The sequence below is a fragment of the Nostocoides veronense genome (genome assembly GCF_039531185.1).
In the GTDB taxonomy this organism is placed as follows: domain Bacteria; phylum Actinomycetota; class Actinomycetes; order Actinomycetales; family Dermatophilaceae; genus Nostocoides_A; species Nostocoides_A veronense.
The window spans coordinates 60,310-75,920 of sequence record NZ_BAAAPO010000050.1; the positions used below are offsets into that span (position 1 = coordinate 60,310).

The 15,611-nt window shown below is 67.9% G+C and carries 14 protein-coding genes and 1 tRNA gene; 5 read left to right on the forward strand and 10 right to left on the reverse strand.

The genetic code is table 11. The features are described from left to right. Nucleotides 1–9 precede the first annotated feature (9 nt). On the forward strand, nt 10–1,548 hold the full coding sequence (locus tag ABD225_RS16035) for a Re/Si-specific NAD(P)(+) transhydrogenase subunit alpha (RefSeq protein ID WP_344087776.1): 1,539 nt from the start codon (nt 10–12) through the stop codon (nt 1,546–1,548). Beyond that, nucleotides 1,545–2,969 (forward strand): Re/Si-specific NAD(P)(+) transhydrogenase subunit beta, encoded by a 1,425-nt coding sequence (pntB, locus tag ABD225_RS16040; protein ID WP_344087779.1) that lies wholly within the window; start codon nt 1,545–1,547, stop codon nt 2,967–2,969. The genes ABD225_RS16035 and pntB overlap by 4 nt, the downstream gene beginning before the upstream one ends. A gap of 109 nt (nt 2,970–3,078) precedes the next feature. Here the strand turns inward: pntB and ABD225_RS16045 are convergent, their stop codons facing one another. The 5 genes from ABD225_RS16045 to upp all read right to left on the reverse strand — a co-directional run bounded on the left by ABD225_RS16045 (nt 3,079) and on the right by upp (nt 7,701). Beyond that, on the reverse strand, nt 3,079–3,993 hold the full coding sequence (locus ABD225_RS16045) for a type IV toxin-antitoxin system AbiEi family antitoxin domain-containing protein (protein WP_344087782.1): 915 nt from the start codon (nt 3,991–3,993) through the stop codon (nt 3,079–3,081). A 157-nt stretch (nt 3,994–4,150) separates the two neighbouring features. Continuing rightward, entirely contained in the window at nt 4,151–5,644 is a 1,494-nt protein-coding gene (locus tag ABD225_RS16050) for an APC family permease (protein ID WP_344087784.1), read from the reverse strand. A gap of 91 nt (nt 5,645–5,735) precedes the next feature. Then, nucleotides 5,736–6,686 (reverse strand): PH domain-containing protein, encoded by a 951-nt coding sequence (locus ABD225_RS16055; RefSeq protein ID WP_344087787.1) that lies wholly within the window; start codon nt 6,684–6,686, stop codon nt 5,736–5,738. 19 nt (nt 6,687–6,705) lie between these two features. Continuing rightward, nucleotides 6,706–6,882 carry a hypothetical protein gene (locus ABD225_RS16060; RefSeq protein ID WP_344087790.1) on the reverse strand — a complete coding sequence of 59 codons (177 nt, stop codon included), beginning with the start codon at nt 6,880–6,882 and terminating at the stop codon, nt 6,706–6,708. A 180-nt stretch (nt 6,883–7,062) separates the two neighbouring features. After that, nucleotides 7,063–7,701 carry a uracil phosphoribosyltransferase gene (upp, locus tag ABD225_RS16065; protein WP_344087793.1) on the reverse strand — a complete coding sequence of 213 codons (639 nt, stop codon included), beginning with the start codon at nt 7,699–7,701 and terminating at the stop codon, nt 7,063–7,065. Between upp and tadA the strand changes: the two genes are divergently transcribed. After that, nucleotides 7,700–8,224 carry a tRNA adenosine(34) deaminase TadA gene (tadA, locus tag ABD225_RS16070; RefSeq protein WP_425564469.1) on the forward strand — a complete coding sequence of 175 codons (525 nt, stop codon included), beginning with the start codon at nt 7,700–7,702 and terminating at the stop codon, nt 8,222–8,224. The two genes, upp and tadA, sit on opposite strands and share 2 nt — an antisense overlap. 10 nt (nt 8,225–8,234) lie before the next feature. Further along, a tRNA-Ser gene (locus tag ABD225_RS16075) sits at nt 8,235–8,324 on the forward strand. Between the two features lie 52 nt (nt 8,325–8,376). Here the strand turns inward: ABD225_RS16075 and ABD225_RS16080 are convergent. From ABD225_RS16080 to ABD225_RS16090, 3 genes are all read right to left on the reverse strand, one after another. Then, nucleotides 8,377–8,622 carry a DUF2500 domain-containing protein gene (locus tag ABD225_RS16080; RefSeq protein WP_344087799.1) on the reverse strand — a complete coding sequence of 82 codons (246 nt, stop codon included), beginning with the start codon at nt 8,620–8,622 and terminating at the stop codon, nt 8,377–8,379. Between the two features lie 283 nt (nt 8,623–8,905). Continuing rightward, complete coding sequence (locus tag ABD225_RS16085; protein ID WP_344087802.1) at nt 8,906–9,550, reverse strand: response regulator transcription factor; 645 nt, start codon at nt 9,548–9,550, stop codon at nt 8,906–8,908. Then, nucleotides 9,538–11,394 carry a sensor histidine kinase gene (locus ABD225_RS16090; protein ID WP_344087805.1) on the reverse strand — a complete coding sequence of 619 codons (1,857 nt, stop codon included), beginning with the start codon at nt 11,392–11,394 and terminating at the stop codon, nt 9,538–9,540. The genes ABD225_RS16085 and ABD225_RS16090 overlap by 13 nt, the downstream gene beginning before the upstream one ends. 134 nt (nt 11,395–11,528) lie before the next feature. Between ABD225_RS16090 and ABD225_RS16095 the strand changes: the two genes are divergently transcribed. Next, complete coding sequence (locus ABD225_RS16095) at nt 11,529–12,215, forward strand: hypothetical protein (protein ID WP_344087808.1); 687 nt, start codon at nt 11,529–11,531, stop codon at nt 12,213–12,215. 59 nt (nt 12,216–12,274) lie between these two features. On the opposite strand, the gene ABD225_RS16100 is transcribed toward ABD225_RS16095, so the two are convergent. Both ABD225_RS16100 and ABD225_RS16105 read right to left on the reverse strand, forming a co-directional pair. Further along, on the reverse strand, nt 12,275–14,563 hold the full coding sequence (locus tag ABD225_RS16100; RefSeq protein ID WP_344087810.1) for an endonuclease/exonuclease/phosphatase family protein: 2,289 nt from the start codon (nt 14,561–14,563) through the stop codon (nt 12,275–12,277). Then, the coding region (locus ABD225_RS16105; RefSeq protein ID WP_344087813.1) for an NHL repeat-containing protein at nt 14,563–15,611 on the reverse strand (1,049 nt) is incomplete at its 5' end. The genes ABD225_RS16105 and ABD225_RS16100, both read right to left, overlap by 1 nt.

Genomic DNA, 15,611 nt, shown 5'->3' on the forward strand with positions numbered 1-15,611 from the left:
GGGAGAACTGTGCGCATCGTCGTGCCCAAAGAGTCCAAGCCCGGTGAACGCCGGGTGGCGGCCACGCCCAAGACCGTCGAACAACTGCGGGCGCTCGGCTATGACGTCGCGGTCGAGACCGGCGCCGGTGCGGCCGCTTCATACCCGGACTCGGCCTTCGCGGCGGCCGGGGCGCAGATTGTGCTGCCGGCGGCGGCATACGACGGGGACATCGTCTTCAAGGTCAACCCGCCGACGGCCAGTGAACGGATGCGGCTGAGGGACGGACAGACGCTCGTCTCGCTCCTCGCGCCCGCGCTCGACCCGGGCGCGGTCGAGGCCTTGCGGGGCCAGGGCGTCACGGCGCTCGCGATGGACGCCGTGCCGCGGATCTCGCGGGCGCAGGCACTCGACGTTCTATCCTCGATGGCCAATCTCGGGGGCTATCGCGCGGTCATTGAGGCAGCCGGGGAGTATGGCGGGCTGTTCACGGGCCAGGTCACGGCGGCCGGCAAGGTGCCGCCGGCGAAGGTCTTGGTCGTGGGGGCGGGCGTGGCCGGGCTCGCGGCGATCGGCACGGCCAACAGCCTCGGCGCGATCGTGCGGGCTTTCGACGCCCGGCCTGAGGTGGCCGAGCAGGTCGAGTCGATGGGGGCGCAGTTCCTGCGTGTCGATGTCGAGACCGAGGTGTCGGCCGACGGCTATGCCAAGGAAATGGGGGAGGACTTCAATGCGAAGGCGGCGGCCCTCTATGCCGATCAGGCCAAGGATGTCGACATCATCATCACGACCGCGCTGATCCCCGGCAGGCCTGCGCCGCGGTTGATCACCGAGGACATGGTCGCCTCGATGCGGCCCGGCTCGGTCATCGTCGACATGGCCGCGGCCAATGGCGGAAATGTGGCCCGTTCAGTGGCCGATGCCCGGGTGGTGACCGAGAACGGCGTGGTGATCCTCGGCTACACGGACTTGCCCGGGCGGCTGCCGACGCAGGCGTCGCAGCTCTTCGGCACCAATCTCGTCAACCTGATGAAACTCGTGACACCGGAAAAGGACGGCCAGTTCACGCTGGACCTGGACGACCCCGTTCAGCGCGGAATGACCGTCACCCGCGCCGGTGAAACGCTGTGGCCCCCGCCGCCGGTCCAGGTGTCGGCCGCGCCCGCGGCGGCCGTGGCTGCCGTGGAACCGAAGCCGGTGAAGGCGCCGATGTCGCAAGGGACTCGTTTCGCGTTGATCGGTGGGGCGTCGGCGCTCTTCTTGCTGTTGTCGGCCTTCTCGCCGCCGCCCTTCCTCGGGCACTTCATGGTCTTCATGCTGTCGGTGGTCATCGGCTTCTATGTGATCGGCAATGTCCACCACGCACTGCATACGCCGCTGATGTCTGTGACCAATGCGATCAGCGGCATCATCGTCGTCGGCGCGCTGCTGCAAGTCGGTCACGACAACCTGGGGGTCAGTGTGCTGGCTTTCCTCGGCATCCTCGTCGCGAGCATCAATGTCTTTGGTGGGTTCACCGTCACCGGCCGAATGCTCGAGATGTTCAAGCGTGAGGAGCCGGCCCGATGAGCCTGTCCTATTCGCTGGTCCAGGGCGCCTATATCGTCGCCGGCCTGCTCTTCATCTTGGCCTTGTCGGGGCTGTCCAAGCACGAAACCGCCCGCCAGGGCAATCGTTTCGGGGTCTTGGGTATGTCGATCGCCCTCGTCGTCACGATCCTCGCCGCCACTTCCGGGCTGTCGGTTGCGGGTTTGGAGTTGTCGGCTGGGTCGGGGGCCAAGGGCCTGGCCTTCATCATCCCGGCCGTGGCCATTGGTGGGGCCATCGGCATCTGGCGGGCGCGCTCCGTCGAGATGACGGGTATGCCCGAGCTGATCGCCATCCTGCACAGCTTCGTCGGCCTGGCCGCCGTGCTCGTGGGCTGGAACTCTTCATACGAGTCATCGCCCTATCCGAAGGTTCACGATGTGGAGGTCTTCGTCGGCGTCTTCATCGGCGCGGTGACCTTCACCGGCTCGATCGTGGCCTACCTGAAGCTGTCGGCAAAGATCAAGAGCGCGCCGCTGATGTTGCCGGGGCGCAATCTGTTGAACCTTGGCGCGATTGGTGCCTTCGTCGTTATGACGATCGCGTATCTCACCCTTGATTCCACGTTCGCGCGGCAGTCTTTGCTCGGCTTGATGACGCTGGTCGCCTTGCTGCTCGGCTGGCACCTGGTCGCCTCTATCGGCGGCGGCGATATGCCGGTGGTCGTCTCGATGCTCAACAGCTACAGCGGGTGGGCGGCCGCCGCGGCGGGCTTCTTGCTGGGCAACGACCTGCTGATCATCACCGGAGCGCTGGTGGGCTCCTCGGGTGCGTATCTCTCGTACATCATGTGCCGGGCGATGAACCGTTCGTTCATCTCGGTGATCGCCGGCGGTTTCGGGGTCGAAGGCGGGACATCTGCGGGCGAGGGCGATTATGGCGAGCACCGCGAGATCCAGCCCGAGGGCGTCGCGGCGCTGCTCACCGAGGCGCGCGATGTCGTGATCACCCCCGGCTATGGCATGGCCACCGCGCAGGCGCAGTATGCCGTCGCGGACCTCACCCGCAAGTTGCGCGAGCGCGGCGTGAACGTGCGCTTCGGCATACATCCGGTCGCCGGGCGGCTGCCCGGGCACATGAATGTGTTGCTCGCTGAAGCCAAGGTGCCGTACGACATCGTGCTCGAGATGGATGAGATCAACGACGACTTCCCGGAAACCGATGTCGTGCTGGTGATCGGCGCCAATGACACGGTCAACCCGGCCGCCATCGACGAGCCCGGCTCGCCCATCGCCGGCATGCCGGTCCTGCACGTCTGGGAGGCCAAGGACGTCATCGTCTTCAAGCGCTCGATGGCCACCGGCTACGCCGGCGTCCAGAACCCGCTCTTCTTCAAGGAGAACACCTCGATGCTCTTCGGCGACGCCCGCGCCCGCGTCGACGACATCCTCGCCGCCCTCTGATTCCGGGGCTGCGGCGCACTTTCCCGCCCATTGCCGGAACATGTACATACGCAACGGATCATTACCGTTGCGTATGTCCACGTTCTCTCCCATGGTGCGCATGGAGGGCCTAAGCGGCGATGGCTAGGGCGCGGCGGATGCGGGCGATAGCCCGGCGCGGGTTCTCCACATCGGCCCACGTGAGCCGAACCACGACATAACCCAGCGCCCGCAAAGCGTCCTCGCGGTTCTTTTCAGCCCAAAGGACCTCGGGTGAGCCCGACGCATACTTCAGTTTGCCGTCGAACTCGATCACGACCCGCGTGCCGGTGACGAGCAGATCAACCCGGGCGACCAGTCGCCCCTTTGAGTCGTGGATCTCAACCTGCGGTGTGACCGGGATGTTGTGCGTGAGGCAAAGGAACCGGCCCCGAGATTCCAAGACTGACTCCATTCGCCAATCAGTAAAGCTCGCCATGCTCAGCGCCCGTGATCCGTTGGGCCAATCACGGACTAGGTCGACCGCGTCATTGAGGTGATCCATCGTGAAGAGTTCATGGTGCAGGGCAAAGTCGCAACTCACCAGGCCTTGCTGGATCCCATGGTCTACGGCCACTTCGACGACCGCGTTAGCCGCGGGAACAACGGGCCCGAAGTCGGTTTCGACAGCTGGTAGGTAACGTCGGCGCACAATCACCCCGCGGGTCCCGCGCCCGCGGTCGACCGGACGGCGTATGACCGGTCGGCTGAGGTCGGCGCCCCACACAGGCATGCCATGGGCGATGGCCGCGCTCACTCCGGCGAAAGCGCTATCGGGATACAGCAGGCGAACCCCGCGCATGAGTTGGCGATGGGCTTCCACAGGATCGCTATGTCGCATACTCCGCACCCGATAGAGACCCCGCATCTCGTTATCGATGATTTCTGCTTTGCACAGCCGGACCAACGTCCGCGGAGCAACGCAGAATCTGGCGGCTTGGGCAGTCGTGAACATCCCATCCTGGCTGCGGATGAGGCACTCGAATCCAGCATCGAAGATCGTCATACGGGCATCTTGGGCGCGCAAGAGCCTGCTGACTACGGCCCTCGACAGGACCTGTGGATAACCCTGGGAAAGAACATGGACGTACGCAACGGTAATGATCCGTTGCGTACGTCCATGTTGTGGCAATGGGCGGGAATCTGGCAGCCGCCCCGCCGGCTCAGGTGGAGGTGAGGGAGGGGGCGCCGGAGTCCTGGGGGGAGCGGCCGGCGAGGCGGGAGCGGCGGTAGCCGTAGACGAAGTAGATCAAGAAGCCCAGGGCCATCCAGATGAGGAAGCGAATCCAGGTCTCAAGCGGCAAGGTGAGCGCAAGATAGGCGCAGATTGCCGCAGAGAGCCAGGGGAGCCAGGGGCTGAACGGAACCTTGAACGGCCGGTTGAAGTCGGGGCGCCGCTTGCGGAGCACGGGCACGGCGAGCGAGACGAGGAAGAAGGCGGTCAGGGTCCCGATGTTGATCATGTATTCGAGCTTGCCGATCGGCGTGAGCGCCGCAACCAGGGCCACGATGATGCCGACCGAGATCGTGATGCGCGCCGGGGTGCCCGTCTTGGGGTTGGTCTTGCCCCACGAGGACGGCAGCAGCCAGTCGCGGGACATCGCGAAGATCACGCGAGAGGTGCCGATCAGCAGCGTCATGACAACGGTCGTCAAACCGGCCACGGCTCCCGCGGCGATGAGCGTGGCGTAGTGCGGCTTGCCCACATCGACGAAGACCTTGGCCAGCGAAGCCTCGGCCGACAGGTCTTTGTAGGACACCATGCCGGTCATGACCAGCGCCGTCGCGCAGTAGAGCACCGTGCAGATGAGCAGCGAGCCGATGATGCCGCGGGGCAGGTCGCGCGCCGGGTTCTTGGCCTCCTCGGCGGTGGTCGCCACAACATCGAAACCGATGTAGGCGAAGAACACCAGCGACGCGCCGGCCAGGATGCCGCCCACGCCGAAGGCGGACGGCTCCATGCCGAAGATCGTCTGTAGCAGCGGGGCTGTCCAGACGGTGTGGGTGTCGGCGGTGGCTGTTGCCTCGGGGATGAACGGCGAGTAGTTGTCCGTGTTGACGTAGCCGATGCCCGCAAAGATCACGAACAGCACGATGAAGACCTTCAGGGCCACCAGGACCATGTTGACCCGCATCGATTCCTTGATGCCGACTGTCACGAGCACCGTGAGGAGGGCGACGAGGAGGAAGGCCGGCAAGTCGAAATGCGAGCCATACGCCACCGAACTAGGAATGGTGATGCCTAGCCGGTCGAGGAAGACCCCGAGGTAGGCCGACCACCCTTGGGCCACGACCGAGGCGCCGAGCATCAGCTCAAGGAGCAGGTCCCAGCCGATGATCCACGCGACGATTTCGCCGAGCGAGGCATACGAGAAGGTGTATGCCGAACCCGACACCGGGATGGACGACGCGAATTCGGCATAACACAGCGCCGCAAGGGCGCAGCAGGTGGCGGCAACGATGAAGGACAGGATGATCGCCGGCCCGGCAAGCGTTGCGGCGGCGCGGCCGGCGACCGTAAAGATTCCGGCACCGATCACCACTCCGACGCCGAAGACGGTCAGGTCGATCGCGGTGAGCTTCTTCTTGAGCTGATACTCCGGCTCGTCACCCTCACGGATGGTCTGTTCGATCGATTTGGTCCGCATGACGCTCATCGGGGGCACTCCTTTCCTAGATATCGCTTCACAATTCGTTGGTCAGTCGTCCAGCAATCTATTCCCCTGGAGTGGCCCGCGTCACACACTCTCACTCCCTGGATGGTCCGCGCGGGGTGATCGGGATTTCATCGGTGTCATCACCGCGGTGCGGTCGCTGGGGAGTATGCGGACCGCTCGCCCCCGCCGGTCCCCTCGCCGGGCGCGGGACGCCCGCAGGCCGGGGCGGCATACCTGCTGATCGGGACGGATCGGCGGGGCGGGGCGGCATACCCCCTGCGGCGGAGGATCGCCGGCCCCGGCGCTCGCCGGTGTCCGGCTGCGACGGCGTGTCGCCAGCCCCGAAGTAGCTGTGTCTGGACGTGTGGACGACAGGCGAGTTGACCGCGTGGCCGGACTTGGTCCGGCGATCCGGTGCCGCACTGGACGAGCGCGCCGCGACGCGTGCGGTGCCCGCCACCAAACGTCGTGCTCCGCGACCAACAGCCGCGGCGGCACGGGCCGCGGGTGGACGGCGGAACGGCTCCTCGGTGCTCGCTCGGTCCTCGCCTAAGATCACGGCGTTCAGGCGGCGGTAGGCCTGCGTCGGGTGGGGCGTGTAGCGCAGCTCGCGCACGGCCTGGTCCTGGCCGGCGCTCTCGATGGTCAACGTGCCATAGCCGAGCAGGCGGCCGAGAAGGGGCTGATCAAGCCGCATATCGGTGATCTTCTGCAGACGCATCATCGGGAAAGACTTGTTGATCACGCCTTCGACGCGCAGCACTCGCCGGTCGGTCGCGGCAAAAGAGTTGTGATTGCGCTCGTAGATCTGCCACAGCAGATTCAGGCCCGCGGCAAAGACCAGAAGCACCACGAGGAAAGGCAACCGGTCGCCGCTCAGCATGATGCCAAGCACGGTCAGGGCGGCCAGCAACAGGGCGACCGGCTTCCACAGCACGACGGGGTGCTGGTGGATGTTGAGCACCAAGTGCTCGCCCTCGGTCAGGGTCTTGCCGAGGTCCTTCGTCGGATCCGCAACGAGCGGATCGTCACCGTAGGTCACTCGGCCGAGCATGCGCGGCCTAGTTGCGGTTCAGCAGGGCGTCGAAGAAGTCGAAGATATTGCGGACGCCATTGCGCACGACATCCCAGGCGGAATCGACGATGTCCGCGGCCTCGCTCGGGGAGGTGAGGATCGCGTACAGCAGGAAGATGACGATCAGCCACAGCACGATCTTCTTGATCGGGGGCATGGACATCGAACTCCTCCTCCGTGCCCCCGGTCCGTCCGGGCGCACTCCACGGTCCGTCACTGATGTGACAGGTGGGGCTAGAGTGCCAGATGTTGCGTGAGGTGTGGAAATTTGTTGCCCATTCGACGCCAGAATCGTTATGGCGCGCGACCCAAGTCCTCGAGACGTCAGCGGGGGCAAACCACCTCAGACCACGCCATATAGCCGATCGCCGGCGTCCCCAAGGCCCGGGACGATATAACCGTGCTCGTTCAGGCGCTCGTCGATGGCGCCGACGACCAGGGTCACGGGCGGGGCGACATCGGCCATCTCGCGCTGCAAGCGCTCGATGCCCTCGGGGGCGGCGAGCAGGCATACGGCGGTGATATCGCTCGCCCCACGATCGATGAGGAAGCGCAGCGCGTCGGCCATCGAGCCGCCGGTGGCGAGCATCGGGTCCAGGGCGTAGACCTGCCGGCCCGAGAGGTCCGCGGGCAGCCGGTTGGCGTAGGTCGTGATCGCCAGCGTCTCCTCATCGCGCTGCATGCCGAGGAAACCGACCTCGGCGCTCGGCAGCAGGCGGACCATGCCTTCGAGCATCCCGAGGCCGGCCCGCAGGATCGGCACAATGAGCGGCTTCGGGTTTGACAGTTTGATGCCGGTCGTCGGGGCCACCGGGGTCTCGATCTCGAAGGGCTCGACCCGGACATCGCGCGTGGCTTCATACGCCAGCAGCGTCATGAGTTCCTCGGCCAGCCGGCGGAAGGTCGGGGAGTCGGTGCGCTTGTCGCGCAGGTAGGTGAGTTTGTGGGCGATGAGGGGATGGTCCGGGTGCACGACGCGCATGCGGGAAACTTATCGTGTGCCCCCCGATCCGCAGGTGTATGCCGAATGGCTGGGACTTGCGCTGACCGCCGCCCGAGCGGCGCTCGCCACCGGGGACGTTCCGGTGGGTGCCATCGTCCTCTCGCCGGACGACACGGTGATCGGAACCGGCTGGAACGCGCGGGAGGCAGACGGCGACCCGACCGCGCACGCCGAGGTGGTGGCGCTGCGGGAGGCGGCCCGGCATACGGGCTCGTGGCGCTTGACCGATTGCACGCTCGTCGTCACGCTCGAACCGTGCCCGATGTGCGCCGGGGCGCTGATGCTCGCGAGGATCGGGCGTGTCGTCTTCGGCGCCTGGGACCCCAAGGCTGGGGCCTGCGGCTCGGTTTGGGATATCCCGCGCGACCGACGGGCCACACACCGCTGCGAAGTCGTCGGCGGCGTGCGCGAAACCGAGTGCGCTGAGCTCTTGCTCGACTTCTTCGCCGCCCATCGCGGGCCGAGGGCCGGCGATTTCGGCGGGGCCGAGGCGCTCGGGTAGTCTGCTCCGCGGTGGCGTGTCCGAGCGGCCTAAGGAGCGCGCCTCGAAAGCGCGTGTGGGGGTGACTCCACCCAGGGTTCGAATCCCTGCGCCACCGCCAGTCGAATCTGAGGGCGGACCCGGAGCGGGTCCGCCCTCAGTCGCGTTCGCTCTCAGTTCCGGCGGTCTTGGATCTGGCTGTTGCGGTCGAAGCCCTGGAACCAGGTGCCTTGCGTGCGGAGCAGGCCGCTGTCGCCCTCGCTGAGCAGGCCATATGCCTCACCTTGCAGGCGGAACTCCTCGCGGGAGCCGTCCGGGAACTCGAAGGTCGCAAAGTAATTCCAGCGCCCACCCGTCGGCCTCGGCGACCGCGTGCACGTCTGCGACGAAGGTCGGTCGTGGGGTCCAGTCGGGACCATGGAAGAGCCCGTCCATGTCGGTATGCCGCACGCCCAGGGCGGCCGCGATCCGCGCCGCCGTCGTGGTCTTTCCGGAGCCGGAGGTCCCCGGCGACCAGGAAGCGCCGTGCGCCCGCAGGCAGGGGGTCGGTGGCTGACAGCAGGGGCATCGCGGCAGTCTGACACGCACGCGGAGGGGACCGGAATGAGCCACCGGGCTTGCCGAAACTCGGGTGCGCCTCGATCACGGCCGGGCTAGTCGTGGTGCTCACGCACCACGTGGCGCTGCGGACCACCCCGTCATTCAGGGCTGGCCGGTGATCCACTCGAGCACGGCCAGCACGCGTTGGTTGTCCTCGGGGTCGGACAGGATGCCGAGCTTGTCGAAGATCGAGCGCAGGTGGGCGTCAACGGTCCGCTTCGAGATGACCAGGTCCGCGGCGATCCCCGAGTTGCTGCGTCCCGACGCGAGCCGACTGAGCACATCGACCTCCCGCTCGGTCAGCCGGCTGAGGCGATCTCCGTCGCGGCGCACGAAGCCATCGATGACGATCGGGTCGATCGCCGTGCCCCCGGTGGCCACTGCCTCGAGCTGGTCGAGAAAGGCGTCGGTATCGAGCACCCGATCCTTGAGCAGGTAGCCGAAGGAGGCGACCCGACCCTGGGACAGTTCGGCGACCAGAGCAGGTTCGATCACCTGGGTCAGCATCACCACCGCCAGGTCGGGGAAGCGTTCGCGCAGGAAGGAAACAGCCCTGGCTCCGTCGTCCTGGTGCGTCGGCGGCATACGGATGTCGGAGATCACCAGATCGGGCCGTTCCCGATTCACCGACGAGATGAGACTGCGGGCATCTCCCACCTCGGCCACCACGTCATGGCCGGCGTCCCGGAGCAGTCGGACCAGACCGTCCCGCAGCAGCACCTGGTCCTCGGCGATCACGACCCGCACGGCAGGACCGCCTCGACGACGGTGCCACGGGGCTGGTTCTCGCGCACCACGAGCACCCCGCCGGCCACGCTCACCCGCTCGGCCAGGGCCCGCAGCCCCGACCCCAGTTGCGGGTCCGCGCCGCCGCAGCCGTCGTCCTGGATCCGAACCTCGATCAGATCCTCCAGCGGGCTCACGCGCACCTCGATGTGATCGGGGCAGGCATGTTTGAGGGCGTTCGAGACGGCTTCGCCGATGACGAAGTAGGCCGTCGCCTCGGTCGCCGAGGCCCACCGCGTGCGCGGCACCGACAACGAGACGATCGGGCCCAGCGGCCGGAAGAGGGACGACAGCGCCGGCTGCAAGCCATGATCGACCAGCAGGGCCGGAGCCCGGCCGCCGCCCAGGGCCCGTACGTCGTCGACCGCGCCGCGCAGGTCGGTGATCGTCTCGTCGATGACCAGCCGCACGGAGGGGTCGGCCACATGCCGGGCCGACAGGGTCAGCTTGAGCGCCAAGCCGAGCAGCCGCCCCTGGAGTCCGTCGTGCAGATCCTGGCTGAGCCGACGCCGCTCGTCCTCGGCCGCGCGCCTGGCCAGGTCATCCGAGCGGGCAACCCGGTCCTCCCACCAGGCCGGCCGCACGACTGACGAACAGTCGCCGAGCGCGCGCAGCCGGTCGGCCGCCTCGGGCGAGGAGGTCGAGGCGAGGACCGTCGGGAGGTCGAGGTCATCGGTGGCCAGGACGACTTCGGCCGCCCCGATGGCCCCAGGGTCATAGCGAATCGTCAGGCCGGGGTCGGCGGCCGTACGGCGCAGCAGGTGCAGCAGGGCGGTGCGAGCCTGGCCATCCTCGATATCGCCGAGCGATGCCCACTCGTGGCGCAACTCGGTCGCCGGATCGACCACCTTGGTGATCCAGCGGTGGACCAGCAGCCACGGCAGGCCCAAGGCCAGAGTGACGACGGCACCGAGGACCGCTGCGGCGCCGTCGGGGGTCTGGGCTGCACTGGCCAGCAATGCCGCATCGCAACCGAGAACGACGAAGAGCGCCGCCGCCACGAGATCGAGAGTCAGCACGATGGACCTGCGCTCCAGCAGCCGTCCGGCGGCGGGCCCGATGGCAGCCAGCGTCAGCACCCCGCAGCCGAGCGTTCCGAGCGAGAACCCGAGCATCAGCAGCCACGAGGCGGTGTTATCGGCCCAGCCGACCCGCGTGGAGAATATGCCGAGGGAGACGCACCAGAGGATTACCACGACCGGGACCAGGGAGGCCAGGGCCGCGACGATGGCTCGCCGACGCATCTCGCCCCCGATGCCGGTCAGGTTCGACCAGGTGGCGACCGGGGCGATCACGAACGAGCAGAACCACAGAAGCGTCGAGACGGCCGCAAGGGGGCCGGCCCCCGGCATACCGGTCAGCGAGAGCCCGGCGAGCAGGCCACCCACGAGCGCGATCCCGACGATGAAACGTACGACCACGCGACGGGAGCGGCCCGTGACCCGAGCGCTCGCGAGCACCGGGAGCACCTGCACCAGCGTCAACGGGAGCACATGTCCCGCATTCGCGAGGGTGACGGCGATCGGGTGATCGGGTTGCGCGGCGCCCCCGGCCAACTGGGTCGGGTATGCCAGGACCGCCAGCCCGAGCACGCCCACGAGAGCGGTCAGCGGGGTCGGCCGGGAAGCGCGCGCGGTCAGCACCAGCAGCAGGCAGCCGGCGCCGGCCATCAGGACGCGGATGCCGGAGCCCAGGACGAATTCCTCCTCGCGCCAGGGCCAGGTCAGCGACCACGCACACAGCGCCAGCCCGGCCGCAGCCGCGATCCACCAGCCGGCCGTTCCGCCGTACGGCCAGCCGGTCACCCGGCGCAATCTCCACATCACACCGCCATGGTGACGTGCCGGGAGCGTGAGCGGAATAGGCCAGATCGCCGATGTGTGCGCCACCGAGTCCGACCTAGCGTCGAGGCAATTCCGCATCTAGAGAGGCGACTTCGATGACAATGACTCCCGACCTGAGCGCGCGACCGGTCGCGTCTCCGGCTGCCAATCCCATCCCCGGCGCCCTCATCGCCGGGGTAGCCGGCCCGCTGCTCTTGGCCGTGGGCAATGCCCTGGTCAACTTCGGCCCGATCTGGTCCGACGTCGAGACCACGGCCGACATCGTGCGCGCCACCGGTGAGAACCAGGCCTTCGCCGAGTTCTCGACGGTGGTCGGTGTCCTCGCGGTGGCGCTGCTGGTCCCCGCGGTATGGGCGGTGACCGCCTTGCTGCGTCCGCGCACCCCCACGCTCGCCGCGATCGGCGGGTGGATGATGGCGACGGGTTATGTGATGGCCCTGGTGCTCTCGACCGAGTCGGCAACGGCCCTGCTGGTGGCCAAGACGGGACTGGATCCCGCGACCTATGTCACGGCCGTCGACGACCAGTCGGCCATCTCGATGCTGCTGATCTATACCCTCTTCGGCGTGGGCGCCCTGGCCGGGGGGCTCATCCTCGGCATCGCCATGCTGCGACAGGGTGGAGCCATCCCTGCCTGGGCCGGGTGGGCGCTGATCGCCTCCGAACCGGTCCGGGTCGTGGGGCTGGTGGCGGGTATCCCGTTCGGCCCGCCCTTGGCGTCGGTGCTGATCGCCGCGGCCTTCACCGGCACCCTGATGGCGGCCCGCAGCCGGAAGGGCTGATCGGATCCGGAAGGGCTGATCAGCCGGGCCAGCTCGGCGCAGCCGTGGGCATTTCGAGGTCAGAGGCGTTCGTCCCAGCGAACCACTGTCACGTCGACCCCATACAGCCCATCGTCCACCGGGATCTTCAGCCGTCCCCGGATCCGGCCGTCCGGTGCCGGCTGTGCTCCGGGCGCCAGGTCGAAGAAGGGGGAGGTCAACAGGTCGGCGTAGGGCGGCAGCGACTTCCGGCCGATGTCGTCGCGTCCGATATCGTCGATCTCCTTGACGACGAACTCGACGCCCTCGCGGTACGGGACCACCGGATCGAGGTACTGCCCGAGGTCGCGGATGTCGTCCTGGTCGAAGTCGCCGATGCTGTCATTGTCCGCGTGCAGGAGTCGCCGCCCGTCGACATTGACCACCAGATCGATATCGTCGGCGCCCCAGCCGCTGGTCTCGGTCACGCAGACCAGCCGCGGATTCCCGCCGGGATCATCGGGCGCCCCCGGCACCGGCGGCTTCGGCGGGCCACCGAGCAGAATCGACAGGTCGATATCGGCGCGAAGCGTCGCGGTGAAGTCTCGCGGAGTCAACCCGTCCTGGCGGGCCACCTGGACCAGAAAGATGTCGTTGGGTCGCATCGTCACCGGCACCGAGACGGGGTCCCGGCCCGCGGATTCGTCGGCTTCGAGCCGCCACCCGCCGGCCCCATCCGAGCGGGCGATCCGGACCCGGAAGGGCAGGCCCGAACCGGAGACCGACACGGTGCCGCTGACCTCGCCGAGGTCCAGTCGGGGGGCATCCAGTCGGAACCATTTGCTGTCGGTGTCATCCCAGCCCGTGACCGGGTGGTTCAGGCAGACCACCTGGCCGGACGAGGGGAAGCGCTCGGCCAGGTCCCGCCCATAGTCGAGGTGGATCATGTCGTCCGGGCCAGCCCCGGTGTGCCGATGAACGCGGATCGAGAAGTCCTGCTCCCCATGGCGGTCGCGCGGGTAGACCTTGATCAGGATGGGGGCGCCATTGAGCACGAACTTGTCCCCGTAGTCGGGGTGCCGCTCCTGCCGGTACTGCTGACGGGGACGAGATAGGTCGGTGTCGAGGTACACCGCGTACCGGACCGGTCGATCGGGATTGGAGTCCACCGCGATGTCGTAGGTCCCGGCCTCCTTGAGCAGATACCAGGCGACCTGACCCTCCCAGATCCACTGCTGAGGATCGGCCGCGTCGGGGTTGGCCGCATCGACCGGCAGGATCAGCGCACTCGTCGGGGTCGAGTGCACCCGAGGGACCGCGAAGTCGGCCCGCAATGGGCGGTGGTCGGACAGGTAGGAGACATCATCCGGGGCGTCGGAGGGGACTTGGGCAAGGTCGTAGTCGATCCAGATGTGCTGGGCCGCAAGCACGCTCGTTCGGGAGCCGATCATGTAGTCGAGCCGTTGCTCCATCGGGTCGTAGCGCACCGTGGCGGTATGGCCGGGATCGCGCAGGTCGGTGCCGCCTTGGCATTGGAAGGCGCCGAAGAGGTCGACGAGGTCGTCGGTGAGTCGATGCCCCGGACTGCCGAAGTAGTGCCGCCACTCGCCGGTGCGGCTGGCCACCTGCCCCGGCTCGCCGCAGACATTGAGGTCGCCCATGACGATGACCTCCTCGCCGAAGGGCGCGCCCCCGGCGCAGACGTCGACGAAGGCGGCGGCCTTGCGCAATTGCTCCTCGCGGGCCGTTCGGTTCTCTTCGACGACATTGGTGTCGGCCTGGGTGTGCGTGACGAAGGTGTGCGTCACCGGTGCCGTCGACCATTGCCGCACCCCGGCGTAGGCCACGCCCTTGCACGCATCTCCGTCGTGGCCGGCGGTGTCGGTGTACGGGTAGAAACTGACCCGCGGGATGTCCAACGGGATGGGCAGGCCGGCCAGGATCATGAGTTGCCGAACTCCCTCAGAGACCGTCGAGGTGGACACGCGCGCGAACGGGAACCGGGAGAAGAGCATCAGGCCGCTGTCCTCGAGCCGGTAGGAGTTGGTGACCGCGCCCGGGAGGCCGATGAGATCCCAGGCGAGCAGCAATTGGACGGTCGATTCGCCCGACGGTTCCCGCACCGTCATCGTCGCGTAGTCGCATTTGACGATCTGGTGCGGGAAGCGTGTCTTGAGCTCGTCGCTGAGAATCTCTCGGCAGTCCTCGTCGAAGACCTCGCAGACACCGACGATGTCGTCATCCCAGGGTGAAGCGATGAGCTTCTTCGCGATGATCCTGGCGCGCTCCTCGCCGGTGTCGATCGGCGGGATGGTGTACCCGGGGGAAGCCCCGACCTGCATCGCCCACGACCGCATCTGGACGTTCCAACTCAGCACCCGCAGCCCCATCACGGCACCTCGCAGTCGACGATGCCCACGACACGGTCGGCCGGCGCCCCGACGACATCCCGGCCGAGCAACTCGTGGCGGTGAGCCCACGGCCCGCCGGCGTCGGCGAAGCTGACCAGGCGGGCACCGCCGGCGTCGGCGACCACCCAGTCCGTCCCGGAGCGGGTCAGCCCCACGGGGGCGATCAGCGATCGGTCCGCAGCGCCGTCGACGAGCACGGCGGGCGGGCCCGGGGCTCCGGTGTCCGGGTCGGTGGGGATGACCCACACCTTGCCTCCGGTCGGATCACAGACCGCCATCCCGGATGCCGTGTCGGCGAGTCCGGCGGTGGCCCGGCCCCGGCCGGCGTCAGTCAGCGGCAGCGCGATGGTGACCCAACCGGACCCGTCGAGCTCGTCGACGCGGACCAGCCGGTGCAGCCCGGCGTCACTGATCCAGATCCGGCCCGCCGCATCCACGGCGATCGCGACCGGAGCGACGAAGCTGCCCGGCAGTCCAGGGCCGCCGGCCCCCGGGCGGGCCCCATAGGCGACCCATGCGTCTGCGGGCACCGGCCCGGTCCACGCGTCGGCGAGGGTGAACTCGGAGCGCAGGATCCGCTGCTGACCGGTGTCGGCGAGCAGGATGCGGCCGAGCCCATCGACGGCCACCCCCCGAGGGTCGCGGGCTGGCCCGCCCGCGGCGCCCAGATCAGGGATCAGGGCTACCGAGGCGCCGGTCCGGGGATCGTGAACGACGGCGCCGCCCAGGCCGCTATCCGCGACGACCACGCCCGCCCGGTCGGCGCCGGGCACTAGACCGGCGACGACCGTATAGGGCCGGATCAGGGCCCCGATCGCGGGGGTCAGCCCGACCCCTGTGGCACCCGGCTCCGCGGAGCTCAGCTCAACCAAACCGCGGCGATGATCGAGCACGACGAGCATGGAGCCATTGTGGTGCGAGCGGGCCTCGACGTCTTGGGATTCGCCTAATCCGGTTAAGCCTCGATCCACCGATGGGCTGATGGCGTGGGGTTGATCGTCGTCTCGGGCTGAGGAGGCGAGCAGGG

Coding starts and splice junctions, on each gene's coding strand:
- pntB (WP_344087779.1), top strand. CDS start 1,545: ATGAGCCTGTCCTATTCGCTGGTCCAGGGCGCCTATATCGTCGCCGGC.
- ABD225_RS16045 (WP_344087782.1), bottom strand. CDS start 3,993: ATGACGATCTTCGATGCTGGATTCGAGTGCCTCATCCGCAGCCAGGAT.
- ABD225_RS16050 (WP_344087784.1), bottom strand. CDS start 5,644: ATGAGCGTCATGCGGACCAAATCGATCGAACAGACCATCCGTGAGGGT.
- ABD225_RS16060 (WP_344087790.1), bottom strand. CDS start 6,882: ATGTCCATGCCCCCGATCAAGAAGATCGTGCTGTGGCTGATCGTCATC.
- tadA (WP_425564469.1), top strand. CDS start 7,700: ATGCGGGAAACTTATCGTGTGCCCCCCGATCCGCAGGTGTATGCCGAA.
- upp (WP_344087793.1), bottom strand. CDS start 7,701: ATGCGCGTCGTGCACCCGGACCATCCCCTCATCGCCCACAAACTCACC.
- ABD225_RS16080 (WP_344087799.1), bottom strand. CDS start 8,622: ATGGTCCCGACTGGACCCCACGACCGACCTTCGTCGCAGACGTGCACG.
- ABD225_RS16095 (WP_344087808.1), top strand. CDS start 11,529: ATGACAATGACTCCCGACCTGAGCGCGCGACCGGTCGCGTCTCCGGCT.
- ABD225_RS16100 (WP_344087810.1), bottom strand. CDS start 14,563: ATGGGGCTGCGGGTGCTGAGTTGGAACGTCCAGATGCGGTCGTGGGCG.